Consider the following 24,686-nt stretch of genomic DNA (forward strand, 5'->3'; position numbering starts at 1 on the left):
TCGTGGTGGGTTCCGTGGTCCGCGTCGTGATGACGACCGTGGTGGGCGTCCTGCGGGTGGGTTCGAGCGGCGTGACGACCGGCCGCGTGGCCCCCGTCGTGATGACGACAACCGGGGCGGTGGCTACCGCCGTGATGACAACCGCGGTGGCGGTTTCCGGCGTGATGACAACCGTGGTGGCGGTTCCGGTGGTGGGTTCCGCCGTGACGACAGCCGTGGTGGCGGTTTCCGGCGTGATGACAACCGTGGTGGTGGCTCCGGTGGTGGGTTCCGCCGTGACGACCGTGACCGTGATCGGGATCGTGGTCCGCGTCGGGACGACGATCGTGGTGGGTTCCGTGGTCCGCGTCGTGATGACGACCGTGGTGGGCGTCCTGCGGGTGGGTTCGAGCGGCGTGACGACCGGCCGCGTGGCCCCCGCCGTGACGACGACAACCGGGGCGGCGGCTACCGCCGTGATGACAACCGGGGCGGCGGCTCCGGTGGTGGGTTCCGTCGCGACGACAGCCGCGGTGGCGGATACCGCGGGCAGCGGGACGACCGCGGTGGCCGGGACGATCGCGGGGGCCGGGGCGGCTACCGCGGGCGGGACGACCGTGGTGGGTACGAGCGGCGTGACGACCGGGACCGCGAGCCCATCAAGCGGCTGCCGATCCCCGAGGACGTCACCGGTGACGAGATCGACAAGGACGTGCGGCAGGAGCTGATGAGCCTGCCGAAGACCCTGGCCGAGGACGTCTCGCGCAACCTCGTCATGGTGGCCCGGCTGATCGACGAGGACCCCGAGCAGGCGTACGCGTATTCGCGGATCGCGCTCCGGCTGGCCTCGCGGGTGGCCGCGGTCCGTGAGGCGGCGGGATTCGCCGCGTACGCCACGCAGAAGTACTCGGAGGCGCTGGCGGAGTTCCGGGCCGCCAAGCGGATGACCGGGTCCGTGGAGCTGTGGCCCGTCATGGCCGACTGCGAGCGCGGACTCGGGCGGCCCGAGCGGGCGATGGCCATGGCCGGCGAACCCGAGGTGCAGAAGCTCGACAAGGCCGGGCAGGTCGAGATGCGCCTGGTGGCTGCCGGAGCCCGTCGCGACATGGGGCAGCTCGACGCCGCCATCGTCACCCTCCAGAGCTCCGAGCTCGCGTCGAACGCCGTGCACCCGTGGACGGCCCGGCTGCGTTACGCGTACGCCGACGCGCTGCTGGCCGCCGGGCGCGAGGACGAGGCGCGTGAGTGGTTCGGGAAGGCGCTGGAGGCCGACAAGGACGGCTCCACCGACGCGTCCGACCGGCTCGCCGAGATGGACGGTGTCGAGTTCGTCGACGCCCTCGACGAGGACGGGGAGGACGACGGGGACGACGACGGCGCGGCCCCGGAGCCGGTCGCCGGTGCGGCGGACGACAGCCGCGCGGACGACGACGAGGACAAGGACCGTACGCCCGAGGCGTAAGGCATGAGAGAGGGCGGCACCCCGGGAGGGGTGCCGCCCTTTTTCGTTCGCCGGGTCCGCCGACGGCCGGATCAGCCGAGTTCGAGACTCCGCAGGACCAGGCCGGTGGCCGGCTTGGGGCCGAAGGAGGTCGACTTGCGCGGCATGGTGACGCCCTGTCGGGCGAGGTCCCTGACGACTTCCTCGCGCACCGGATGCATCAGGACCGCCGTCGCGTGGTGGCGCTCGGCCTGCTCCACGGCGGCCGCGGTGTCGTGGATGTACGCGATGTGCTCCGGGGCGTCGGGGATCCGCCAGACGTGTTCGAGCAGCACCGAGTGCAGGACCGTCGCGTCGAGGGTCCGCCAGGCGGCCGGGCGGTCGGCGGGCACCGTGCGGGACAGCAGACCGGGGTCCGGGCGGTCGATCAGATGGAAGCGGCCGTCACCGGCGAGCAGGAACGCGTTGCCCTCGGCGGACGCCTCGGCCAGGGCGTCCAGGGCCCGGGGGAGCGGCCCCGCCAGGTCACGGACGCGGAAGAGACCGTCCAGCGCGGCGAGCGCGTCGGCGACCGGGAGGCCGTGCAGCAGCCGGTGTATGGCGCGGACCCGGAGCGGATAGCGGGCCGTGTCGACGAGGAGGACCAGGCCGAAGTCCCAGGGGCCCGGCGCGGTGTGCTCCTGCTGGAGGCGGAGATAGGTGGCCCAGCGGTGGTGGCCGTCGGCGATCAGGGCCTGGTGACGGGCGAGGTCGGTCTCGATCTCGGCGCGGTCCGCCGGATCGGTGACCGCCCAGAGCCGGTGGTGGTAGCCGTCCTCGGTGGTGGTGGCCAGCAGCGGCGGGCGGTCCGTGGTCCGCTCGATGACGGCGGTCGCGCCCGAGTCGCCGCCCTCGCTGCGGTACGTGAGCAGCAGCGGTTCGAAATGGGCGGCCGTGGTACGCATCAGGTCGGCCCGGTCCTCCACCACGTGGGCCATCACGTCCTCGTGCGGCAGGACGATGCCGTCCGCGGGGCCGGAGAGCGCCAGTGCGCCGACGACACCGCGTTGCAGGATCTCGTCGTTGCGCTGCTCGTAGACGTACAGAGCGGGCTCGCTGTCCAGTGAGAGGACGCCCTCGGCCAGCCAGCGGTGCAGGGTCTGTGCCGCCTGTTCATGACGGGCCGCGGCGGTGGCCGCCTGCGGAAGGATCAGCCGCACGATGTTGTGCGGGTCCGCCGATTCCAGGTGGTGGAGCCCGTCGGGGCGCACGACGACGTCGTACGGCGGCGAGGTCACCGCGGCGAGACTGCCGACCCGATCGGGGTCGTAACGCAGTCCACGGAACGGAATCAGACGCAGTCCCTGGTCGGCCGGACCTGATGTGTTCATTTCTGCATCGTATGTGTGCGGCCGGGATGCGCGATGATCGGGACAGAAGCATGGAACGAGGAGCGCACAGAATGAGTCAGCCGAGCAGGACCAGCCCCAGTGGCAGCAGCACCGCGTTGAACGAGGCGTACGACACGGCGCTGCTCGATCTCGACGGTGTGGTGTACGCGGGGGGTCACGCCATCGTCCATGCCGTCGACTCGCTCACGGCGGCGCGGGACGGCGGGATGCACCTGGCGTACGTGACCAACAACGCCCTGCGGACCCCGGCCGCGGTGGCCGGTCACCTGACCGAACTCGGCGTTCCGGCGGAGCCCGCCGATGTGATCACCTCGGCGCAGGCGGTCGCCCGGCTGATGGCCGACCAACTCCCCGGCGGGGCCCGGGTGCTGGTGGTGGGCGGCGAGGGGCTGCGGGTCGCGCTGCGGGAGCGCGGCCTGGTGCCGGTGGAGTCGGCGGACGACGAGCCGGTCGCGGTGGCGCAGGGGTACGGCGGGCCCGACATGGCGTGGGGGCGGTTCGCCGAGGCCGCGTACGCGATCGCGCGCGGGGTGCCGTGGTTCGCCTCCAACACCGATCTGACGATCCCGAGCGCCCGGGGCATCGCACCGGGGAACGGCGCCGCGGTGGAGGTCGTACGGATCGCCACGGGGGCCGAGCCGCAGGTCGCCGGGAAGCCGTTGCCGCCGATGCACCGGGAGACGGTGCTGCGGACCGGGGCCCGGCGTCCGCTGGTGGTCGGCGACCGGCTGGACACGGACATCGAGGGCGCGTTCAACGGCGGGGTGGACTCCCTGCTGGTGCTCACCGGGGTGACGGACGCGGCCCTGCTGCTCGCCGCCCCGCCCGAGCACCGGCCGACGTACGTGGACGCGGATCTGCGGGGGCTGCTGACCGGGCAGCCCGAGGTGACGGAGAGCGGCGAGGGCTTCGGGTGCGGGGAGTGGACGGCCGCGGTCCGCGGGGACGAGCTGGTGCTGGCGGGCGACGGGGACACGCTCGACGGGCTGCGGGCGCTCTGCGCGGCGGCCTGGTCGCACGCCGGGGACGGCTCGTGCGGGCTGGACACGGGCAAGGCGGTCGCCCGGCTGGGGCTGTAGCGGAGAAGCAGGGGGCACGGCCACAGCCCCCGTACGGGGAGCCGCGGCCTCCTCGTACGAAAGCCGCCCGGCACTCTCGTGAAGGACTGCCCGGCACTCTCGTACGAGGCTTCCGGGGCGAGGGGTCTCCACACGGAGGAGGCTCCCGGCCCCCTCCGTGTGGAGAGGCTAGGCTAACCTAACTTCGTTCTGCTCGGTGTGTCGTCGTCTTCCTGACCGGTGTGTCGTCGTACGCACCGCACCATCTGTGACTCCGGGAGTACGACCATGCAGCGCCTCACCGCGGATTCGGTGACCCTCGGCTACGACCGGCGGGTCATCGCGGAGAATCTCTCGGTCGAGATTCCCGACCACTCGTTCACGGTGATCGTCGGCCCCAACGCCTGTGGCAAATCGACCCTGTTGCGGGCGCTGGCGCGGATGCTGAAGCCGGACAGCGGGCGGGTGCTCCTGGACGGGCAGACGATCCACGGGATGCCGGCGAAGAAGGTCGCCAGGACGCTGGGGCTGCTGCCGCAGTCCTCCATCGCCCCGGACGGCATCACCGTCTTGGACCTCGTCGGGCGCGGCCGGTACCCGCACCAGGGACTGCTGCGCCAGTGGTCGCCGGACGACGAACGCATTGTCGACGAATCGATGGCGGCGACCGGGGTCGGCGCACTCGCCGATCGCTATGTCGACGAACTGTCCGGCGGACAGCGGCAGCGGGTCTGGATCGCCATGGCGCTCGCCCAGCAGACACCGCTGCTGCTGCTCGACGAGCCGACGACGTATCTCGACATCCAGCACCAGATCGAGGTCCTCGACCTCTGCGCGGAGCTGCACGAGACCCAGGGGCGCACCCTGGTGGCCGTCCTGCACGACCTGAACCACGCCGCGCGGTACGCCACCCACCTCATCGCGATGCGCGACGGCGAGGTGATCGCCGAGGGGGCGCCGGGCGAGGTCGTCACCGCGGAGCTGGTGGAGCGGGTCTTCGGACTGCGCTGCCAGGTCATCGACGACCCGGAGACCGGGACCCCGCTGGTGGTGCCGGCCGCACGCAGGCCGCGCGGCGACGCGGCGGACGCGCGCGGCGGGGCGGCCGCCGAAGCCCCGGCCGGGAGCTGAACGGACGGCCGCCGGAGGGCCGCCCCGGCTACAGCAGCGACTTGAGTTTCAGCAGATCCCGGAAACCGGCCTCCAGTCGGACCCGGCCCGAACTCCACGCCCTGGCGAAGTTCAGCTCGCCGTCCACCATGGCCACCAGGTCGTCGCCGGTCATCGCGAGCCGGATCTCCGCCTTCTCGCGGGGCGGTCCCTCGACCGTGTCCAGGACCCGGATCCGGCCATCGGCCAGCCGTCCCGTGAAGGTGATGCCGAGGTCCTTGATGTGGCAGCTCAGCGAGCGGTCGAGGGCAGCCGCGCTGCGCACGTCGCCGTCGGCCCCCGCGAGGCTGTCGGAAAGTCTGTCGAGTGCGCTGCGGCACTCCGCCATGGTCGCCATCGTGATCGACGGTACCGCAGCCCTTCGCGGTAGCGTTTCCCGCATGAGCGACTCGATGCCGGAACCGGGAACGGCGGCCGCGACAGTGCCCGGGAACGAGGCGGCCGACCCGTCCGGCGAGGGCCCGTACCCCGCCGCCGGGACGGCGCTCGACCCCGCCGTGCCCACGCCGCTCGGCCTCGTACGCACCCCCACCGGCGACACCGGAGTGGACACGGCACTGGAGCGTCTCGCCGATGCGGACCACCTCCCGGCCGACGGACACATCGAGGTGTATGAGGATGTACACCGCGGGCTGCGCGAAACGCTGACCGCGCTGGACGCCAGGCCCGCACCCGCACCGGTGCCCCCGCACGACAACAGGAGCTGAACCGAACGTGGCAAGAGTGGCACGCCGCCGCCTCGACGCCGAGCTGGTCCACCGCAAGCTCGCACGCTCACGCGAGCACGCGAGCCAGCTGATCGCCGCGGGGCGGGTGACCGTCGGCGGGAACACCGCGACCAAACCCGCCACCCAGGTGGAGACGAGCGCCGCCGTCGTCGTGACCGAGGACGACAGCGACCCCGGGTACGTCTCGCGCGGCGGGCACAAGCTCGCGGGCGCCCTCGCCGCCTTCGTGCCCCTCGGGCTGGAGGTCGAAGGACGGCGGGCGCTGGACGCCGGAGCGTCGACCGGCGGCTTCACCGATGTGCTGCTGCGAGCCGGCGTCGCCCATGTCGTCGCCGTCGACGTCGGATACGGGCAGCTCGCCTGGTCGCTCCAGTCCGATGAACGCGTCACCGTCAAGGACCGCACCAACGTACGGGAGTTGACGCTGGAGGCGATCGACGGACAGCCGGTGGACCTGGTCGTCGGCGATCTGTCCTTCATCCCGCTGGGCCTGGTGCTGCCCGCCCTGGCACGCTGCGCCGCCCCCGACGCGGACCTGGTCCTCATGGTCAAGCCGCAGTTCGAGGTCGGCCGGGAACGGCTCGGCAGCGGCGGTGTGGTGCGCAGCCCCGAGCTGCGGGCCGAAGCGGTCCGTGAAGTGGCGCGCCGGGCCTGGGCGCTGGGCCTCGGCGTACGGGGTGTGACGGCGAGCCCGCTGCCGGGACCCTCCGGAAACGTCGAGTACTTTCTCTGGCTGCGGGCCGGAGCACCTGAACTGGATCCCGCGGATGTCGACCGTGCAGTGGCGGAGGGGCCTCGTTGACGACGAATGCGGCACGAACTGTCTTTCTTCTGGCGCACACCGGCCGCCCGGCCGCGATCCGCAGCGCCGAACTGGTCGTACAGGGGCTGCTGCGCAGCGGCCTCGGCGTCCGGGTGCTGGCCACCGAGGCGGCGGACCTGCCGCTGCCACCGTCCGTGGAGACGGTCACGGACACCACGCCCAAGGCCGTGGACGGCTGTGAACTGCTGATCGTGCTCGGCGGGGACGGGACGCTGCTGCGCGGCGCCGAGTTCTCCCGCGCCTCCGGGGTGCCGATGCTCGGCGTCAACCTCGGCCGGGTCGGATTCCTCGCCGAGGCCGAGCGGGACGACCTGGACAAGGTCGTCGACCGGGTCGTCACCCGGGCCTACCAGGTCGAGGAACGCATGACCCTCGACGTCGTGGTGCACAGCAACGGCGACATCGTCCACACCGACTGGGCGCTCAACGAGGCGGCCGTCCAGAAGATGTCGCCCGAGCGGATGCTGGAAGTGGTCCTGGAGATCGACGGCCGCCCCGTGACCGGGTTCGGCTGCGACGGAATCGTCTGCGCGACCCCGACCGGATCGACCGCCTACGCCTTCTCGGCGGGCGGTCCCGTCGTCTGGCCCGAGGTCGAGGCGCTGCTCATGGTGCCGATCAGCGCCCACGCGCTGTTCGCCAAGCCGCTGGTGACCTCCCCGACCTCGGTGCTCGCCGTCGAGGTCCAGCAGCACACCCCGCACGGGGTGCTGTGGTGCGACGGGCGCAGGACCGTGGAGCTGCCCGCGGGGGCCCGGGTCGAGGTGCGGCGCGGCGCGGTGCCCGTACGGCTGGCGCGGCTGCACCACGCCTCGTTCACCGACCGGCTGGTCGCGAAATTCGCACTGCCGGTCTCCGGGTGGCGCGGCGCCCCGCACTGACCGGCGGACATTCCCCCGGAGGTGTGGCGAATGCCGTGCGCACACCCGGGAGAGCGGCCCCCGGGGCGGGGTCCGTCGCACATCGGGGTCCGGACCTCGTAAGGTCGTGTCCGTGTTGGAGGAGATGCGGATACGGTCGCTCGGAGTCATCGACGACGCGGTGGTGGAGCTGTCACCCGGATTCACCGCGGTGACGGGCGAGACCGGCGCGGGCAAGACCATGGTCGTCACCAGTCTGGGGCTGCTGCTCGGCGGACGCGCCGACCCCGCCCTGGTACGGATCGGGGCCAAGGCCGCCGTCGTCGAGGGGCGGATCACGGTGTCCGGCGGCGACGCCGTGGCCCTGCGGGCCGAGGAGGCCGGGGCCGAGATCGAGGACGGCGCGCTGCTGGTCAGCCGTACCGTCTCCGCGGAGGGGCGCTCCCGGGCGCACCTCGGCGGCCGGTCCGTGCCCGTCGGAGTGCTCGCCGAACTCGCCGACGAACTCGTCGCCGTCCACGGCCAGACCGACCAGCAGGGGCTGCTCAAGCCCGCCCGGCAGCGGCAGGCCCTCGACCGTTACGCGGGCGACGGCGTCGCCGGGCCGCACACCGCGTACGCGGCGGCCTACCGCCGGCTGCGGACCGTCGTCGCGGAGCTCGACGAGCTGACGACCCGGGCCCGGGAACGCGCCCAGGAAGCCGATCTGCTGCGCTTCGGGCTGGGCGAGATCGCCGCGGTCGAGCCGCTGGCCGGTGAGGACACCGACCTGGCCGCCGAGGCCGAGCGGCTCGGCCACGCGGAGGCGCTCGCCTCCGCCGCGGCCCTCGCGCACACCGCACTCGCGGGCGATCCGGAGGACCCGGAGGGCGTCGACGCGACGACCGTGGTCGCGGCCGCCGGGCGCTCCCTGGACGCCGTGCGCGCCCACGACCCGGCACTGGCGGCGCTCGCCGACCGGATCGGTGAGATCTCGATCCTGCTCTCCGACGTGGCGGGCGAACTGGCCGGGTACGCCGACCAGTTGGACGCCGACCCGCGGCGGCTCGCCGCGGTGGAGGAGCGGCGCGCGGCGCTCACCGCGCTCACCCGCAAGTACGGCGAGGACATCGGCGCCGTGCTCGCCTGGGCCCAGGAGGGTGCCGCCCGGCTCACCGAGCTGGAGGGCGACGACGACCGGATCGGCGAGCTGACGGCCGAACGCGACGCGCTGCGGGCCGAACTCTCCGGCCTGGGACAGACGTTGACCGACGCCCGCAGGCGGGCGGCCGCGCTCTTCGCCGAAGCGGTGACCGCGGAGCTGGCCTCGCTGGCCATGCCGCACGCCCGGGTCTCCTTCGACATCCGGCAGACCGAGGCGGCCGACGAGGCGTCCGGCATCGAGATCGACGGCCGGAGCGTGGCCTACGGACCGTCCGGCGCCGACGAGGTCGAGCTGCTGCTGGCCCCGCACCCGGGCGCCCAGCCCCGGCCGATCGCCAAGGGCGCGTCGGGCGGTGAGCTGTCCCGGGTGATGCTCGCCGTCGAGGTGGTCTTCGCGGGCGCCGACCCCGTGCCCACGTACCTCTTCGACGAGGTCGACGCGGGCGTCGGCGGCAAGGCCGCGGTCGAGGTGGGGCGGCGGCTGGCGAAGCTCGCCAGGTCCGCCCAGGTCGTCGTCGTCACGCACCTGCCGCAGGTGGCGGCCTTCGCGGACCGGCAGCTGCTGGTCGAGAAGACCGTCGACGGATCGGTGACCAGCAGCGGGGTCACGGTCCTGGAGGGCGAGGACCGGGTACGGGAGCTGTCCCGGATGCTCGCCGGCCAGGAGGACTCCCAGACGGCACGGGCCCACGCGGAGGAACTGCTGGCCGCCGCCCGCTCGGACGGATAGCGGGCACGGGCCCCGCCCGACCGCCGAGGAGGCCCGCCGGACAGGATCCGGCGGGCCTCCTCGTACTCTGGCGCGCATGGGAGCAGCGTTCAGCAGGACCATGGCGTCCGGCGCCGTGGCCGCCGCCGTCGCCGGAGGCGTGCACCGGGCGCTGCGGTCCCGGCCGCGCCCGCGGTGGCGGCGCACCAACCACGCGGGCCGGGCCGTCGATCTGTACGCGGGCCCGGCCGCCGTGCTCGGCGCCGCGGCCGGAACGGCCGTCCTCCCGCTGCCGGCCCGTACCCGGTGCGCCGCGCTGCTCGCCGTACTCGCGGCCGGCGGCTGCGGCGCGTACGACGACCTCGCGGGGGCGGACGATCCGCGCCGGGGGTTCCGTGCCCATCTGGGGGCGCTCACGAAAGGCGAGTTGACCAGCGGCGCGGTGAAGCTCTTCGGGATCGGGGCGGCCGGGCTCGCGGCCGGTGCGCTGCTCAAGGACCGGCCGGTGGACCGGGTGCTCGCCGGGACCGTGATCGCCGGAACCGCCCATCTGGTCAATCTGGTGGACGTGCGGCCCGGCGCGGCCGCCGTCACCGTGCTCGCCCTCGGGGCCCCCGGACTGCCGGGCGAGGGGCTCGCCGCCGCGCCGATGGGCGCCGTCGCCGCGCTCGTCGCCGACGACGTGGGGGAGCGGACCATGTTCGGGGACACCGGGGTCCACGCCCTGGGCGCCGCGCTCGGGGTCGCGATCGTCGCGGGGCGCGGCCGGGCGGTACTCCTCGCGCACGCCGCGGGGCTGGTCGCTGCGGCGGCGTACGGGGACCGGATCAGCCGGGCCGTGCGGACGCTGTCGGACCGCTGACGGCCGGGGCGTGTACCGAAAGCGGCGTCGTCCGCCCGAAGGGCGGGCCCGGCGGTGTCCGGTGCGTGCGATCGCACGGCGGAGGGTCGCCCCGGTACTTGGTGTACCGGGGCGGTCCCGACAACGCGGCGAGCCCGTGTGCCGGACACCTCCGGGCAAACGGGACTCTCGCCACACGCCCCGGGGCCGCGGGCGGACCGGACAACGGGGCGCCCCCTCCTCACCCGTGCGAGTGGCGGCCCGCGCCCGGTTGTTGCCGTACGGGCCGCGAGGACGGCCGGATTGTGCCGGAGCGCGCGTGGGGACTGGCATCCTTGGCGATGCAGTCACCGCCGAGTCGGGAGCCCCGGGAGCCATTCAACGTGTCACAGCTGCGTACGGTCCAAGTCCTGGGCGGCGGCAGCGCGGGCAGCAGCGCCCACGTCCGTTCGCTGGCCGCCGGGCTCGTGGCGAGGGGCGTGCACGTCACGGTCTGCGCCCCCGCCGGACTGGACCACGCCTACGACTACTCCGGTACGGGAGCCGCTTTCGCCCCCGTACCGCGGCGCGGTGACCCGGTCGCCGTGGCCGCCCTGCGCACCGCCTGCCTGACGGCGGACGTCGTCCACGCGCACGGCGCGCACGCCGCCGTGCGCGCCGCTCTCGCGCTCGGCGGCACCCGCATTCCCCTGGTCGTCACCTGGCACGCCCGCGCCCACACCGAGGGCGCCCGCAGTCGGCTGGTCCGGCTGATGGAGCGAAGGGCCGCCCGCGCGGCGGCCGTCGTGCTCGGCACGACATCGGACCTGGTCGACCGGGCACGGCGCCGGGGCGCGCGGGACGCCCGGCTCGCACCGGTCTCCGCCCCCGTGCCCCGGCTGCCCGCCGCCACCCACGCGGGCAAGGCGCGGGCCGAGATCGGCGCGGTGGAAAGGCCGTTGATCGTCGCCTGCGGGAGTCTCGTACCGCATCACGGGTACGGCGCGCTGCTCGACGCCGCGCGGCTGTGGCGGGAGCTCGACCCCGCGCCGCTCCTGGTCATCGTGGGCGAGGGGCGCGAACGGGCCGCCCTGCAGCGCCGGATCAGAAGCGAGGAACTGCCGGTACGGCTCCTCGGCGACCGCGACGACCGCACCGAACTCATGGCCGCGGCGGACCTGACGGTGCTGTGCAGCAGCTGGGAGGCGCGTTCGGTGCAGGCGCAGGAGGCGCTGCGGCTCGGCGTCCCGCTGGTCGCCACCGCGGTCGGCGGAGTGCCCGAACTCGTCGGGGACGCGGCCGAACTCGTGCCGTACGGCAACGCGGAGGCGCTCGCGCGGGCGGTGGCCCGGCTGCTCGGCGACCCGCCGCGCCGCCAGGAGATGACGGCCGCCGGTCTCGCGCAGGCGGCGAGCTGGCCGACCGAGGACGACACGATCGCCCAAGTGCTCAGCGTGTACGACGAGTTGGCCGAGCCGTCGGCGGCGGCGCGGGTGCGCTGAGCCGCGGGGCCGGGCCGGTCACGAGGTGTGGCGGCGGGCCCGGAGCGCCAGGCTCAGCGCCAGCACCGCCTGGGGGTCGTCCAGGTCGGTGCCGAGCAGTTCGCCGATCCGAGCCAGCCGGTTGTAGAGCGTCTGCCGGTTCAGATGCAGCTCCCGCGCCGTCTCGGCCTTGCGGCCCGCGTGGGCCAGATACGTCTCCAGCGTCGGCAGCAGCGCCGGGCGCGAGGTGCGGTCGTGATCGCGCAGCGGGCCGATCGCCCGGTCCACGAACGCCGCCAGGTCCGGATGGTCCCGCAGCCGCCACAGCAGCAGGTCGATGTCGAGGCGGCGGGCGTCGTACCAGGGCCGGTCGCCGAGACCGTGCGCGGCCGTCGCCGTCTCGGCGGCGTGCCGCAACCCCGCGCCGGCCGCCGCCCAGCCGCCCGCCACACCGACCACCACCACCGGAGGATGCGCTCCCGCCCGCTCCAGACCGGCCCGCTCCACCCCGGCCCGCAGCGCCGCCGCGACCCGGTCCGCGACCGCCGTCCGCTCCGTCTCGGACCGCAGCCCCAGCAGCACCGGAACCCTGCCCTCCACGGGCCGTACACCCAGCAGCACCGGCACCCCCACCGACGAGAGCTCCTCCAGCACCGCCCGCGCCAGCAAGGCCCAGTTCCCGGACACCGAGAGCTCGGGGGCCAGTCGCATCACGACCGGCAGCAGCGGCATCCCGGCCGGTTTGAAGCCCAGCACCCGGGCCTGCGCGGGCGCGTCCTCCGGCGTGATCCGGCCCTCCGCGAGATCGGTCAGGAAGTCGCCCCGGCCACGGGCCGCGAGCTCCTCCTCCTGGCGGGCCTGCATCAGCACGACGGCGAGGATCCCCGCCGCGCGCTCCGCCGCCATCCGGTGCACGGTCACCAGCGGCCCGGACACCGCCAGCAGCACCAGCCTGGCCCGTACCGAACCGGTCCCCGGTCCGCCGCCCGGCACGTCCACCAGCACCGAACCGGTGGGCGGCGCCTCCCGGGCCGCGCGGCCACCGCGCATCCCGTCCCACACCTGGAGCGGATCGGCGCCGACCGGTCCGGACCCGGGGCCCGCCGCGTACAGCAGCTGGCCGTCCGCGGTCTCCAGGAAGACCGGGTTGGCCGTGAAGTCCGCCAGGATGCCGAGCACCTGCGGCACCCCGCCGCCGCCGAGCAGCGCCTCCGTGCACCGCCGGTGCACGTCCTCGGCCTGCCGCAGCAGCGCGTAGTGGCCGTTGACGATCTCGGTGTGGATCTCCTCGGTCACCGTCACGAACGGCACCTCGCGGTGCAGCTGCACCAGGGGCAGCCCCGCGGCGCGGGCGGCGTCCACTATCGACGCCGGCAGCCGGCTGAAGCGCGGCCCGAGCTCCACCACCAGGGCGGCGATCTGACGGTCGGCGAGCCGGCGCACGAAGGCACGCTGTTCGGCGGGGCGGGTGCCGAGCCCGAGACCGGTGGTGAGCAGCAGTTCACCGCCCTTGAGCAGCGAGGCGATATTGGGCACCTCGCCCGCGTGCACCCAGCGCACCGTACGGTTCAGCCGGTCCGAGCCGGCCACCACCTCCGGGAGCCCGCCGCGCAGCCCCGGCAGCTCCAGGGCTCGCTGCACGGTGATTCCGCCTTGGGTCTCCACTGGCTCCGGCCTCGCGCTTCACTCGGTTCCGACGGGCGGTCGCCCTGATTCAGGACGGTACCGGCCCCGGGCGCCCGAGGCGTCGTCGGGGAGTCCGGACAGGGGCCCGGACCCGGTCCGGAACGCTGTTGACACGGCAGGAACACCGCTGCGATCTTGTGGACGCCGCACGGCTCGGCCGCGCGGCCCTCAGCAACCGGACCCGGACCTGGAGCGGCAGTGGGCGACGACATACAGGCATGCACGAGCGGCCAGGAGCCGCCCGGACCACTGGTCGGTGCCGACTGGACGGCGCGACGGCTCGGCCGGCCGGGACTGGTGGTCCTCGACGCCTCGGTCGGCGCCCACCGGAACGGCGGACGACGCATTCCGGGGGCGCGGCCCTTCGACATCGACGGGGCGCTGTCCGACCACTCGGGCCCGCTGCCCCACACGATGCCCGGCGCCGAGCGGTTCACCGAGGAGCTGCGCTCCCTCGGCGTGAACGGCACCGACACCGTCGTCGTGTACGACGCCGCGGGCATCTACTCCAGCGCACGGGCCTGGTGGATGCTGCGGGCGATGGGCTTCGACCGGGTCGCGGTCCTCGACGGCGGGCTGCCCGCCTGGGCCGGGGCCGGGCTGCCGCTGGAGAGCGCCGGGCCCGCGCCGGCCGTGCCGCCCGGAGACTTCACCGCATCCCCGCGCGCGGGGATGTTCGTGGGAGCCGAGGAGGTGGCGGCGGCGCTGGCCGACCCCGCGGCGGTGGTCCTCGACGCCCGCGCCGGGGAACGGTTCACCGGTGCCGTCGCCGAACCCCGGCCCGGACTGCGCGCCGGGCACATGCCGGGGGCGGTCAACCTGCCGTTCGGAGAGCTTCAGCGCGCCGGGCGGATGCGCCCGGCGCACGAGCTGCGCGCCGTGTTCGCGGCCCTCGCCGGACAGCGTGAGCGGCTGGTCGTCAGCTGCGGATCGGGGGTCACCGCCTGCGTCCTGGCCCTGGGGGCCGAACTGGCGGGGTACCGCGGACAGGCCGTGTACGACGGGTCCTGGAGCGAGTGGGGGCTGCCGTCGGAGCGGCCCGTGGTGACCGGGGCGGACGGGTCTGCGCCCGCCCCGTGACCGGCGTCAGCCGACGTACGCCCCGCTCGCGGTCAGGCGCAGCGCGGTGTCGATCAGCGGCACATGGCTGAAGGCCTGCGGGAAGTTGCCCACCTGGCGCTGGAGCCGGGAGTCCCACTCCTCGGCCAGCAGGCCCAGGTCGTTGCGCAGGGACAGCAGCCGTTCGAAGAGCTGGCGGGCCTCGTCGACCCGGCCGATCATCGCCAGGTCGTCCGCCAGCCAGAACGAGCAGGCCAGGAACGCGCCCTCGTCGCCCTCCAGGCCGTCGACGCCCGCGTCCTCGCCGGAGGTGGGGTAGCGCAGCACGAAGCCGTCCTCGGTGGACAGCTCGCGCTGGATCGCCTCGATCGTGCCGATCACGCGCTTGTCGTCCGGCGGCAGGAAGCCCATCTGCGGGATCAGCAGGAGCGAGGCGTCCAGCTCCTTCGACCCGTAGGACTGGGTGAACGTGTTGCGCTCCGGGTCGTAGCCCCGCTCGCAGACATCGCGGTGGATGTCCTCGCGCAGCTCGTGCAGGCGCTCCAGCGGCCCTTCCGCGTCCCCGGACTCGATGAGCTTGATGGTGCGGTCGACGGCGACCCAGGCCATCACCTTCGAGTGGACGAAGTGGCGGCGCGGCCCGCGCACCTCCCAGATGCCCTCGTCCGGCTCGTCCCAGTGCTTCTCCAGGTACTCGATCAGCTTGAGCTGGAGGCCCGTCGCGTAGTCGTTGCGGGTCAGGCCCGTCATATGGGCGAGGTGCAGCGCCTCGGTGACCTCGCCGTAGACGTCCAGCTGGAGCTGGCCCGCCGCGCCGTTGCCGACCCGGACCGGGCCGGAGTTCTCGTAGCCGGGCAGCCAGTCCAGCTCGGCCTCGCCCAGCTCGCGCTCGCCCGCGATGCCGTACATGATCTGGAGGTTCTCCGGGTCACCGGCGACCGCCCGCAGCAGCCACTCGCGCCAGGCGCGGGCCTCCTCGCGGTAGCCGGTGCGCAGCAGCGAGGAGAGCGTGATCGCGGCGTCGCGCAGCCAGGTGTAGCGGTAGTCCCAGTTCCGGGAGCCGCCGATGTCCTCCGGCAGGGAGGTGGTCGGCGCGGCGACGATGCCGCCGGTCGGCGCGTACGTCAGGGCCTTGAGCGTGATCAGGGAGCGGACCACGGCCTCCCGGTAGGGCCCGTGGTACGTGCACTGCTCGACCCACTCGCGCCAGAAGTCCCCGGTCGCGTCCAGCGACCCCTCCGGGTCCGGCAGGGCCGGCGGCCCGTGGTGCGAGGGCTGCCAGCTGATGGTGAACGCGATCCGGTCCCCGGGCGCCACCGTGAAGTCGGAGTACGTCGTGAGGTTCTCGCCGTAGGTGTCGGCGGGGGTGTCCAGCCAGACGGAGTCCGGGCCCGCGACGGCGACCGTGCGTCCGTCGACCTTGTGCACCCACGGGGTGACCCGGCCGTAGCTGAACCGCATGCGCAGTTCCGAGCGCATCGGCACCCGGCCGCTGATCCCCTCGACGATGCGGATCAGCTGCGGCGCACCGTCACGCGGCGGCATGAAATCGGTCACTCTGACCGTTCCGCGCGGTGTGTCCCACTCCGATTCCAGGATGAGGGAGTCGCCGCGGTAGCGGCGGCGGTCGGCGGACGGCGGCTGCGTCCCGTCCGCCCGCGCCGGACCCAGGCGCCAGAAGCCGTGCTCCTCGGTACCCAGCAGTCCCGCGAAGACGGCGTGCGAATCGAAGCGGGGAAGGCACAGCCAGTCCACTGTGCCGTCCCGGCAGACCAGGGCGGCGGTCTGCATGTCTCCGATGAGTGCGTAATCCTCGATGCGCCCGGCCACGTGCGTCTCCAGTCGAACGGCCTTGTCGCCCCGTAGGGCATTACTGCGGGTCAAGAGGTCGTCGCAAGGGGTTGTCGGGGGGAATCCTGCGAACGTGTCACCTCGCCCGGGGCAAGTGTCCGAGCAGGATACGACGCACTCCGATGATCCGCGCGACCGTCTTGACAACAGGACTGACCCGAACGGGTGTGTGTACGGACACTCGTGGTGATCATGCGAGGTCGGGGTCGGGAAGCGGCCGGAAGCGGGGTCCCTCCGGCGCTGTTACCCTGGTAGCCCGTGGACCGGTGGTCGTCCGCAACCGCAGACGAGGCCCCCGAACCGCAGCGACGGCGCCTCCGGAGTCTCCGGATGAAATCGCCGGTACGCACCTCACGATCGCGACCACGGGAGCCCCCTTTGGCTATGCAGCCCACATCCACGACGACCAAGCACATCTTCGTCACCGGGGGTGTCGCCTCTTCCCTCGGCAAGGGTCTGACTGCCTCCAGCCTCGGTGCCCTGCTCAAGGCGCGCGGCCTTCGGGTCACCATGCAGAAGCTCGACCCGTACCTCAACGTCGACCCGGGCACGATGAACCCGTTCCAGCACGGTGAGGTGTTCGTCACCAACGACGGCGCCGAGACCGACCTGGACATCGGCCACTACGAGCGCTTCCTCGACGTCGACCTCGACGGCTCCGCCAACGTCACCACCGGCCAGGTCTACTCGCAGGTGATCGCCAAGGAGCGGCGCGGCGAGTACCTCGGTGACACCGTGCAGGTCATCCCGCACATCACCAACGAGATCAAGCACCGCATCCGCCGCATGGCCACCGACGACGTCGACGTCGTCATCACCGAGGTCGGCGGCACGGTCGGCGACATCGAGTCGCTGCCGTTCCTGGAGACCGTCCGCCAGGTCCGCCACGAGGTCGGCCGGGACAACGTCTTCGTCGTGCACATCTCGCTGCTGCCCTACATCGGCCCGTCCGGCGAGCTCAAGACCAAGCCGACCCAGCACTCCGTCGCCGCGCTGCGCAACATCGGCATCCAGCCCGACGCCATCGTGCTGCGCGCCGACCGCGACGTGCCGACCGCCATCAAGCGCAAGATCTCGCTGATGTGCGACGTCGACGAGGCCGCCGTGGTGGCCTGCGTGGACGCCAAGTCGATCTACGACATCCCCAAGGTGCTGCACACCGAGGGCCTGGACGCCTATGTCGTGCGCAAGCTCGACCTGCCGTTCCGCGACGTCGACTGGACGACGTGGGACGACCTGCTGGACCGCGTCCACAACCCCGACCACGAGGTCACCGTCGCGCTCGTCGGCAAGTACATCGACCTGCCCGACGCCTACCTCTCGGTCACCGAGGCCATCCGGGCCGGCGGCTTCGCCAACAAGGCGCGGGTCAAGGTCGAGTGGGTCGCCTCGGACGACTGCAAGACCCCGGCCGGTGCCCAGAAGGCGCTCGGCGACGTCGACGCGATCTGCATCCCCGGCGGCTTCGGCGAGCGCGGCGTGATCGGCAAGGTCGGCGCCATCCAGTACGCCCGCGAGAACAAGGTGCCGCTGCTCGGCCTCTGCCTGGGCCTGCAGTGCATCGTGATCGAGGCCGCGCGCAACCTCGCCGAGATCCCCGACGCCAACTCCACCGAGTTCGACGCCGCGACCGCCCACCCCGTCATCTCGACGATGGACGAGCAGCTGGCGTACGTCGAGGGCGCGGGCGACCTCGGCGGCACCATGCGGCTCGGCCTCTACCCGGCGAAGCTCGCCGAGGGCTCGCTGGTCCGCGAGGCGTACGACGGCGAGCCGTACGTCGAGGAGCGCCACCGTCACCGCTACGAGGTGAACAACGCCTACCGGGCCGAGCTGGAGAAGAAGGCCGGCCTGGTCTTCTCCGGCACCTCCCCGGACAACAAGCTCGTCGAGTACGTCGAGTACCCGCGCGAGGTCCACCCCTACCTGGTCGCCACCCAGGCGCACCCGGAGCTGCGCTCCCGCCCGACCCGCCCGCACCCGCTCTTCGCGGGCCTGGTGAAGGCGGCCGTCGCGCGCAGGACGGGCGCCGCGGCCGGTGGCGCCAAGGGCAAGTAGACCGCCGCCGCACAGGCGTTAACGTTGACCGGGGTACGGATCCGCCGAGGTCCCGTACCCCGGTTTCTGTTTTTCGTGGGAGGACGTAGATGGGTTTCCAGGACACGCCCGAGGAGTGGCCGGTCACCGCGACCGGGACGCCCTTCACCGGCAACAAGACCAGCGTCCGCACCGACGAAGTGGTGATGCCCGACGGCACGGTCGTACGCCGCGACTACCAGGTCCACCCGGGCTCGGTCGCCGTGCTCGCGCTGGACGGGGACGGCCGGGTCGTCGTGCTGCGGCAGTACCGCCACCCGGTGCGCCACAAGCTCTGGGAGATCCCGGCCGGGCTGCTCGACGTCCCCGGCGAGAACCCGCTGCACGCGGCCCAGCGCGAGCTCTACGAGGAGGCGTACGTCAAGGCCGAGGACTGGCGGGTGCTGACGGACGTCTACACCACCCCGGGCGGCTGCGACGAAGCCGTACGGATCTTCCTGGCCCGCGGTCTCTCCGAGGCCGACGGGGAGCGCTTCGAGGTCTCCGAGGAGGAGGCCGACATGGAGCTGGCCCGGGTGCCGCTCCAGGAGCTGGTGCGGGGCGTGCTCGCGGGGGAGCTGCACAACAACTGCCTGGTGGTGGGCGTCCTCTCGCTCGCCGCGGTCCTCGCCGGGGACGGGATCGACTCGCTGCGTCCGGCCGAGGCGCCGTGGCCGGCCCGCCCGTTCGCGGCCTGACGGGCCGTAGCGGCGGCTCGTGAGGGCCGCTGAACGGTCCATCGAGGTCCTTCGATCGGAAAAGCTGCTGATCCGATCGGGGGACCTCTGCGCCCCGCTCCAGGGAAAACGTCCGCACGCCTGAACTACGCTCGGAATGCCCTGACCGGAGTCCCGGCGGGCGACGCGTGCAGCGAAGTGGAGCGTGGCCCGTGACGGATCAGGCGGTGGACACCAGCGGCCCGGCCGAGGCAGCGGGAACCGAGGCGCCGTCCCGTACCGCCCCACCCCGATTCGTGGGCCGTGACCGTGAGTTGAAGGCGCTGCGGTCCGACATCGAACACGCCGGCCTCGACACCCTGGCCGGTCGCAAGGCCGCCCGCGCCCGGGTCCTGCTGATCGCCGGACGCCCCGGCTCCGGACGCACCGCGCTCGCCGGTGAGCTCACCCGCAGACTGCTCGCCGCCGCCGGCCACCCCGACGGACTGCTCCGCGCCCGGCTCACCGAACCCTGCGGCACGCCGGTGCCCACCGAGCGCACCGCCCGCGAGCTGCTCGACCAGCTGGGGGTGACCGGCCCGCCCGGCGCGGACGGGGACGAACTCTCCGGGATGGTCCGCGAGGAGCTCGCCGGGCGCCGTGTGCTGCTGCTCCTCGACGACGCGGTGGACGCGGAACAGGTCGACCCGCTGCTGCCGGACAACCCGGACTGCCTGGTCGTCGCCACGTCCGGGGGCCCGCTGACCGGCATCCCCGGCGTCCGCCCCTGCACCATCGGCGGCCTGGACGCGGGCTCCGCCGTGCGGCTGCTCGCCCGCACCATCGGGGACGTCCGGATCACCGTCGACCCGCGGACCGCCGAGACCCTCGCCGAGGAGTGCGGCGGGCTGCCGGCCGCGCTGGTCCTGGTCGGCGGGTGGCTGGCCGCCCACCCGATGGCCTCGGTCGCCGATGTCACCAGGCAGCTGCGCGAGCTGCCGGACGACACGGAGCGGTCCGCCGGCTCCCGCCCGCTGGCCCGTGCCTTCCGGCTGGCCCACGAAGCGCTGCCGCCCACGGCCGCCCGGATACTGCGACTGCTGGCCCTCGCCCCCGCCGGACTCGCCGACGCCCATACCGCGTCCGCGCTGGCCGGCTGCTCCGTCTCGGCCGCCCAGACGACCCTCGACGACTTCGTGTCCCTGGGGCTGCTGCACACCAACGGGGCGGACCAGCCGCAGTACGAGGTGCCCGGCTGCCTCGCGCCGCTGCTGCGGGCGCTCCTGGAGGCCCGGGACCGGCCCGCCGAGATCCAGCTCGCCAGGGCCAGGATGCTGGAGCGGACCGTACGGCTGCTCCAGTCCTGCCGGGCGGTCACCGAGCCCGAGGGTTCCCCGGCCCGCCGCAAGCTCGCCGGGCTGCCGCGCTCGCTGCGCTTCCCCAACCCCGAGGCCGCCGCCGAATGGCTGCGGATCCGTCGGCCGGCCCTGCTGGCCTCGGCCCGGCTCGCCGTCGAGGACGGCGAACTCGACACGCTGGCCCGGCGGTTGGTGTCCGCCCTGGTCCGGGCGCTGGCCGTGCACCAGGGCACCGAGGCCGCCGCTCCCGAGCTGTACGGGCTGCACGGTCTGGTGCTGGCCGTCGCCGAGCGGCGCGAGCTGCCGCGCGAGCGGGCCGCGGCGCTGCTCAACCTCGCCGACCTCGACGCCCGGACCGGCCGCACCCGGGAGGCGCTGACCCGCTACCGGGCCGCGCTGGACGCCGGACGGGCCGCGAGGGACCCGTACGCCACCGGCCGCGCGATGGAATCCGTAGGAGGCGCCTATGCCGAGCTGGGGGACTTCCAGCGGGCCTCCGACTGGTACGGCCGGGCGCTGGCGCAGCGGCTCACCCAGGGCGAGCGGGCCGACGAGGCACGGCTCTACGGGCGGCTCGGCGCCGTCCATACCTACGCCGGGCGGTACGGCGAGGCCCTGCGGAACTGGCGCGCCGCCGCGGCCGGGTACCGCAGGCTCGGCGACGTACCGGCCCAGGCGCGGGCGCTCAGCGAGGCGGCCCGGGTGCAGGAGTACGCGGGCCGCCCGCACGAGTCCCTGCACACCTGCCAGGAGGCCGTCGAGTGGGCCAGGCGGGCCGGTGACGTGCGGCTCCAGGCGGCGCTGGAGCTCCGGCTGGCCGACACGCTCGACAGGCTCGGGGACCCGGCGGCGGCCGGGCTGCACCGGGGTCTGGCCGACAGATTGCTGGATCAGGAGGGTACGGCCTGCGAAATCCGTAGTGCGGCGACTGAAAATTAATGCTTTGTAAGGCTAGACAGCACGAAACCCTTCATTAGACTGGCTCTGCCGCGTGTGTTCGCGGTGTCTCCATTTACGTAGTGTCTATCCGGGTATGTATAGCTATGTCCGGGTAACCCTCTGAGCCAAGGACCGTGATCGACGTGAAGGTCGGCATCCCCCGCGAAGTCAAGAACAACGAGTTCCGCGTGGCGATCACGCCTGCCGGTGTGCACGAGCTCGTCCGTCACGGCCACCAGGTCGTCGTCGAGGAGAACGCCGGTGCCGGCTCCTCCATCACGGACGAGGAGTACGTCGCCGCCGGGGCGCAGATCCTCCCCACCGCCGACGAGGTCTGGGCCACCGCCGACCTCCTCCTCAAGGTCAAGGAGCCGGTCGCGGAGGAGTACCACCGCCTCCGCAAGGACCAGACGCTCTTCACCTACCTGCACCTCGCCGCCTCCCGCGAGTGCACCGACGCGCTGGTCGCGTCGGGCACCACGGCCATCGCCTACGAGACGGTCGAGACCGCGAACCGCGCGCTCCCGCTGCTCGCCCCGATGTCCGAGGTCGCGGGCCGGCTGGCCCCGCAGGTCGGCGCCTACCACCTGATGCGCTCGGTCGGCGGCCGCGGCGTGCTGCCGGGCGGCGTCCCGGGCACGGCGCCCGCCGAGGCCGTCGTCATCGGCGGCGGCGTCTCCGGCTGGAACGCCACCCAGATCGCCGTCGGCCTGGGCTTCCACGTCACGCTGCTCGACAAGGACATCAACAAGCTGCGCGAGGCCGACAAGGTCTTCGGCACCAAGGTGAAGACCGTCGTCTCCAACGCCTTCGAGCTGGAGAAGGCCGTCATCGAGGCCGACCTCGTCGTGGGCGCGGTGCTGATCCCCGGTGCGAAGGCGCCGAAGCTGGTCACCAACGAGCTCGTCGCCAAGATGAAGCCCGGAAGTGTTCTTGTCGACATTGCGATCGACCAGGGCGGCTGCTTCGAGGACTCGCACCCGACGACGCACGCCGAGCCGACCTTCACGGTCCACAACTCGGTCTTCTACTGCGTCGCGAACATGCCGGGCGCGGTGCCGAACACCTCCACGTACGCCCTCACCAACGCCACGCTGCCCTACATCGTGGAGCTCGCCAACCGCGGCTGGGCCGAGGCGCTGCGCCGTGACGCCGCACTGGCCAAGGGTCTCAACACCCATGACGGGCAGGTCGTTTACCGCGAGGTGGCCGAGGCGCACGGCCTGGAGCACGTCGAGCTGAGCTCGCTCCTCGGCTGACGGGTCAACCGCTTCCGTCAACCTCACGTGTCCGGCCGGACCTTGCCGAGCAAGGTCCGGCCGGAGGCATGTCGGGCACCTGTGCCGGCCCTGTTCAACTCGTCTCGAACGTAACTCTTCGACCGATTCGTACACCTGCGAAAACCGCACCCCGGTGGCTGTGCACCCTTGACAGGGGGGTGTTCGATTGCCGACACATCGGGCCGGGTCCGGCGGATTGTGTTGCTGCGGAGCGGTGACACGCCATAGAGTCGCCAATCGTCGGCATGGTGCCACGCTGACCTATCGATAAGTTTCCTGGTCACGTCCAAGGAGGTAAGACGACTTGTGAATGAGTCGACATTTACTCCCGGGGGTGTTCATCCAGGGATGCCTGCACGGGGCCAGAGCCCGCACGGGCTGGAGGCTGTCGGCTCCGTCGCTGTCCGCACCTTCGCCACCCAACAGCACATGACGACAGCCCCCCAGATGATGGACGGCCTACACGTGAACGCCATGGCCGGCAACGAGAGTGGCCGGGAGACCGCCCGCTTCGCCGACTTCGACGAGGTGCCCCAGGGGCACTTCTACGACCCCGACGCCGAGTACGAGCCCGATCCGGAGTACGCGGCCACCCTCGCGCCCGACGCTGCCCGCCAGCGCCGCGAGCGGATCGGCCCGACCGGCCGGCCCCTGCCCTACTTCCCGATCCCGGGTCCGCTGACCGACCACGGCCCCGCGAAGATCATCGCGATGTGCAACCAGAAGGGCGGCGTCGGCAAGACCACGTCGACCATCAACCTGGGCGCCGCGCTCGCCGAGTACGGACGGCGCGTCCTGCTCGTCGACTTCGACCCGCAGGGAGCGCTGTCGGTCGGCCTCGGCGTCAACCCGATGGAGCTCGACCTCACGGTCTACAACCTGCTCATGGAGCGGGGAATGTCGGCCGACGAGGTCCTGCTGAAGACCGCGGTCCCGAACATGGACCTGCTGCCCAGCAACATCGACCTCTCCGCCGCCGAGGTGCAGCTGGTGAGCGAGGTGGCCCGGGAATCCACGCTGCAGCGCGCCCTGAAGCCGCTGATGGCCGACTACGACTACATCGTGATCGACTGTCAGCCCTCGCTCGGCCTGCTCACCGTGAACGCCCTCACGGCCGCCCACAAGGTCATAGTGCCGCTCGAATGCGAGTTCTTCGCGCTGCGCGGTGTGGCGCTGCTCACCGAGACCATCGAGAAGGTCCAGGAGCGCCTCAACCCCGATCTGGAGCTCGACGGCATCCTCGCCACCATGTACGACTCCCGTACGGTGCACAGCCGTGAGGTCCTCGCGCGCGTCGTCGAGGCATTCGACGACCACGTCTACCACACGGTCATCGGGCGGACCGTGCGCTTCCCGGAGACCACGGTCGCCGGTGAGCCCATCACCACCTACGCCTCCAACTCGGTCGGTGCCGCCGCCTATCGCCAGCTCGCCAGGGAGGTGCTCGCCCGGTGTCACGCCGAGTGAGTCTGCCCGGTGCCGACGAACTGTTCCGTACCACCGGAGGAATGGGGCTCCAGGCCTCGTCCCCCGCGGACCGGCGGCGCAAGGCGAACGCCGAGGCCCGGGTGCCCGGTCCCGCCGGTGAGAGCGATGCCGCGGCGGACGCGGCCGGCACGGACACGGCACAGGGCACCGACGGCGCCTCGCGCGAGGAGCACTCCGCGGCGGACGCCGAGGCGGGGGAGTCGCGCAGCCGCGCCGGCGAGGGCGGCCGGGTCGCGGCGGCCGCGCAGGCCGGGCACCGGCCCCAGCAGTCCGCGCCGGTCCCCGCTCCGTCGTCCGGGCAGGAGGCGGTCCCCGCCCCCGTCCAGCAGCAGCGCAGGCGTGGCGGGGGGCGCGGGGCGAACCGGCGGCCCAGCGGCCGCGAGCGCCACGACGAGAAGATCACCGTCTACGTCTCCGCCGAGGAACTGATGGACCTCGAACACGCCCGCCTCGTGCTGCGCGGCGAGCACGGACTCGCGGTCGACCGCGGGCGGATCGTCCGTGAGGCGGTCGCGGTGGTGCTCGCGGACCTGGAGTCGCGGGGCGACGCGAGCATCCTCGTACGGCGGCTGCGCGGCCGCTGACGGGCGCGGCGCCGGTAGCCTGCCAGGTGGGCGACCGCCGGACGAGCGGTCCGGCCCTTCCGTACGGGCCACGGCCCGCCGCCCGTATCCCGCTGCCCCTGGACCT

General features: G+C 73.1%; 21 protein-coding genes. 17 read left to right on the forward strand and 4 right to left on the reverse strand.

The window, feature by feature from the left end; translation table 11 throughout:
• Positions 1–14: 14 nt before the first annotated feature.
• Positions 15–707, forward strand: coding sequence for a hypothetical protein (locus tag ACFVFH_RS17520; protein WP_383769052.1), 693 nt, complete (start codon positions 15–17; stop codon positions 705–707).
• On the forward strand, positions 707–1,441 hold the full coding sequence (locus ACFVFH_RS17525) for a tetratricopeptide repeat protein (protein ID WP_383769054.1): 735 nt from the start codon (positions 707–709) through the stop codon (positions 1,439–1,441). Before ACFVFH_RS17520 ends, ACFVFH_RS17525 begins: the two co-directional genes overlap by 1 nt.
• Positions 1,442–1,512: 71 nt before the next feature.
• On the opposite strand, the gene ACFVFH_RS17530 is transcribed toward ACFVFH_RS17525, so the two are convergent.
• The gene (locus tag ACFVFH_RS17530; RefSeq protein ID WP_383769057.1) at positions 1,513–2,790 is read right to left on the reverse strand and encodes a DUF1015 domain-containing protein; all 1,278 of its coding nucleotides are present in this window, start codon (positions 2,788–2,790) and stop codon (positions 1,513–1,515) included.
• A 71-nt stretch (positions 2,791–2,861) separates the two neighbouring features.
• On the opposite strand from ACFVFH_RS17530, the gene ACFVFH_RS17535 reads away from it, so the two are divergent.
• Both ACFVFH_RS17535 and ACFVFH_RS17540 read left to right on the forward strand, forming a co-directional pair.
• Positions 2,862–3,890 carry an HAD hydrolase-like protein gene (locus ACFVFH_RS17535; RefSeq protein ID WP_383769060.1) on the forward strand — a complete coding sequence of 343 codons (1,029 nt, stop codon included), beginning with the start codon at positions 2,862–2,864 and terminating at the stop codon, positions 3,888–3,890.
• A gap of 267 nt (positions 3,891–4,157) precedes the next feature.
• Positions 4,158–5,000, forward strand: a complete 843-nt coding sequence (locus tag ACFVFH_RS17540) for an ABC transporter ATP-binding protein (protein ID WP_383769061.1) — start codon at positions 4,158–4,160, stop codon at positions 4,998–5,000.
• A 28-nt stretch (positions 5,001–5,028) separates the two neighbouring features.
• On the opposite strand, the gene ACFVFH_RS17545 is transcribed toward ACFVFH_RS17540, so the two are convergent.
• Entirely contained in the window at positions 5,029–5,376 is a 348-nt protein-coding gene (locus ACFVFH_RS17545; RefSeq protein WP_383769064.1) for an SCP2 sterol-binding domain-containing protein, read from the reverse strand.
• Positions 5,377–5,419: 43 nt separating this feature from the next.
• Here ACFVFH_RS17545 and ACFVFH_RS17550 point away from each other — a divergent pair, with 43 nt between their 5' ends.
• The 6 genes from ACFVFH_RS17550 to ACFVFH_RS17575 all read left to right on the forward strand — a co-directional run bounded on the left by ACFVFH_RS17550 (position 5,420) and on the right by ACFVFH_RS17575 (position 11,624).
• Complete coding sequence (locus ACFVFH_RS17550; RefSeq protein ID WP_383769067.1) at positions 5,420–5,746, forward strand: hypothetical protein; 327 nt, start codon at positions 5,420–5,422, stop codon at positions 5,744–5,746.
• Positions 5,747–5,753: 7 nt separating this feature from the next.
• Entirely contained in the window at positions 5,754–6,569 is an 816-nt protein-coding gene (locus tag ACFVFH_RS17555; RefSeq protein ID WP_329199953.1) for a TlyA family RNA methyltransferase, read from the forward strand.
• Positions 6,566–7,471, forward strand: coding sequence for an NAD kinase (locus ACFVFH_RS17560; RefSeq protein WP_093541583.1), 906 nt, complete (start codon positions 6,566–6,568; stop codon positions 7,469–7,471). Before ACFVFH_RS17555 ends, ACFVFH_RS17560 begins: the two co-directional genes overlap by 4 nt.
• Before the next feature lie 106 nt (positions 7,472–7,577).
• Positions 7,578–9,323 carry a DNA repair protein RecN gene (gene recN / locus ACFVFH_RS17565; protein ID WP_383769071.1) on the forward strand — a complete coding sequence of 582 codons (1,746 nt, stop codon included), beginning with the start codon at positions 7,578–7,580 and terminating at the stop codon, positions 9,321–9,323.
• Between the two features lie 76 nt (positions 9,324–9,399).
• Positions 9,400–10,164 (forward strand): hypothetical protein, encoded by a 765-nt coding sequence (locus ACFVFH_RS17570; RefSeq protein ID WP_383769074.1) that lies wholly within the window; start codon positions 9,400–9,402, stop codon positions 10,162–10,164.
• A 362-nt stretch (positions 10,165–10,526) separates the two neighbouring features.
• The gene (locus ACFVFH_RS17575; RefSeq protein WP_383769077.1) at positions 10,527–11,624 is read left to right on the forward strand and encodes a glycosyltransferase family 4 protein; all 1,098 of its coding nucleotides are present in this window, start codon (positions 10,527–10,529) and stop codon (positions 11,622–11,624) included.
• Positions 11,625–11,642: 18 nt separating this feature from the next.
• On the opposite strand, the gene ACFVFH_RS17580 is transcribed toward ACFVFH_RS17575, so the two are convergent.
• Positions 11,643–13,268 (reverse strand): PucR family transcriptional regulator, encoded by a 1,626-nt coding sequence (locus ACFVFH_RS17580; protein WP_383769080.1) that lies wholly within the window; start codon positions 13,266–13,268, stop codon positions 11,643–11,645.
• Positions 13,269–13,487: 219 nt separating this feature from the next.
• Here ACFVFH_RS17580 and ACFVFH_RS17585 point away from each other — a divergent pair, with 219 nt between their 5' ends.
• A complete protein-coding gene (locus ACFVFH_RS17585; RefSeq protein WP_383769083.1) occupies positions 13,488–14,369 on the forward strand; it encodes a sulfurtransferase in 882 nt (293 codons plus the stop codon).
• A gap of 6 nt (positions 14,370–14,375) precedes the next feature.
• On the opposite strand, the gene ACFVFH_RS17590 is transcribed toward ACFVFH_RS17585, so the two are convergent.
• Positions 14,376–16,178: a glycoside hydrolase family 15 protein gene (locus tag ACFVFH_RS17590; protein ID WP_383769086.1), complete on the reverse strand. Its 1,803-nt coding sequence runs from the start codon at positions 16,176–16,178 to the stop codon at positions 14,376–14,378.
• Positions 16,179–16,583: 405 nt separating this feature from the next.
• On the opposite strand from ACFVFH_RS17590, the gene ACFVFH_RS17595 reads away from it, so the two are divergent.
• From ACFVFH_RS17595 to ACFVFH_RS17620, 6 genes are all read left to right on the forward strand, one after another.
• The gene (locus ACFVFH_RS17595) at positions 16,584–18,257 is read left to right on the forward strand and encodes a CTP synthase (protein WP_383769089.1); all 1,674 of its coding nucleotides are present in this window, start codon (positions 16,584–16,586) and stop codon (positions 18,255–18,257) included.
• A gap of 89 nt (positions 18,258–18,346) precedes the next feature.
• A complete protein-coding gene (locus ACFVFH_RS17600) occupies positions 18,347–18,973 on the forward strand; it encodes an NUDIX domain-containing protein (protein ID WP_383769092.1) in 627 nt (208 codons plus the stop codon).
• A 191-nt stretch (positions 18,974–19,164) separates the two neighbouring features.
• The gene (locus ACFVFH_RS17605; protein ID WP_383769095.1) at positions 19,165–21,228 is read left to right on the forward strand and encodes a tetratricopeptide repeat protein; all 2,064 of its coding nucleotides are present in this window, start codon (positions 19,165–19,167) and stop codon (positions 21,226–21,228) included.
• Positions 21,229–21,371: 143 nt separating this feature from the next.
• Positions 21,372–22,487, forward strand: coding sequence for an alanine dehydrogenase (ald, locus tag ACFVFH_RS17610; RefSeq protein WP_383769907.1), 1,116 nt, complete (start codon positions 21,372–21,374; stop codon positions 22,485–22,487).
• Positions 22,488–22,856: 369 nt separating this feature from the next.
• On the forward strand, positions 22,857–23,975 hold the full coding sequence (locus ACFVFH_RS17615) for a ParA family protein (protein WP_383769098.1): 1,119 nt from the start codon (positions 22,857–22,859) through the stop codon (positions 23,973–23,975).
• Complete coding sequence (locus ACFVFH_RS17620; RefSeq protein WP_383769910.1) at positions 23,972–24,580, forward strand: hypothetical protein; 609 nt, start codon at positions 23,972–23,974, stop codon at positions 24,578–24,580. Before ACFVFH_RS17615 ends, ACFVFH_RS17620 begins: the two co-directional genes overlap by 4 nt.
• Positions 24,581–24,686: the final 106 nt, after the last annotated feature.

The organism is Streptomyces sp. NPDC057697 (assembly GCF_042799335.1).
Lineage (GTDB): Bacteria > Actinomycetota > Actinomycetes > Streptomycetales > Streptomycetaceae > Streptomyces.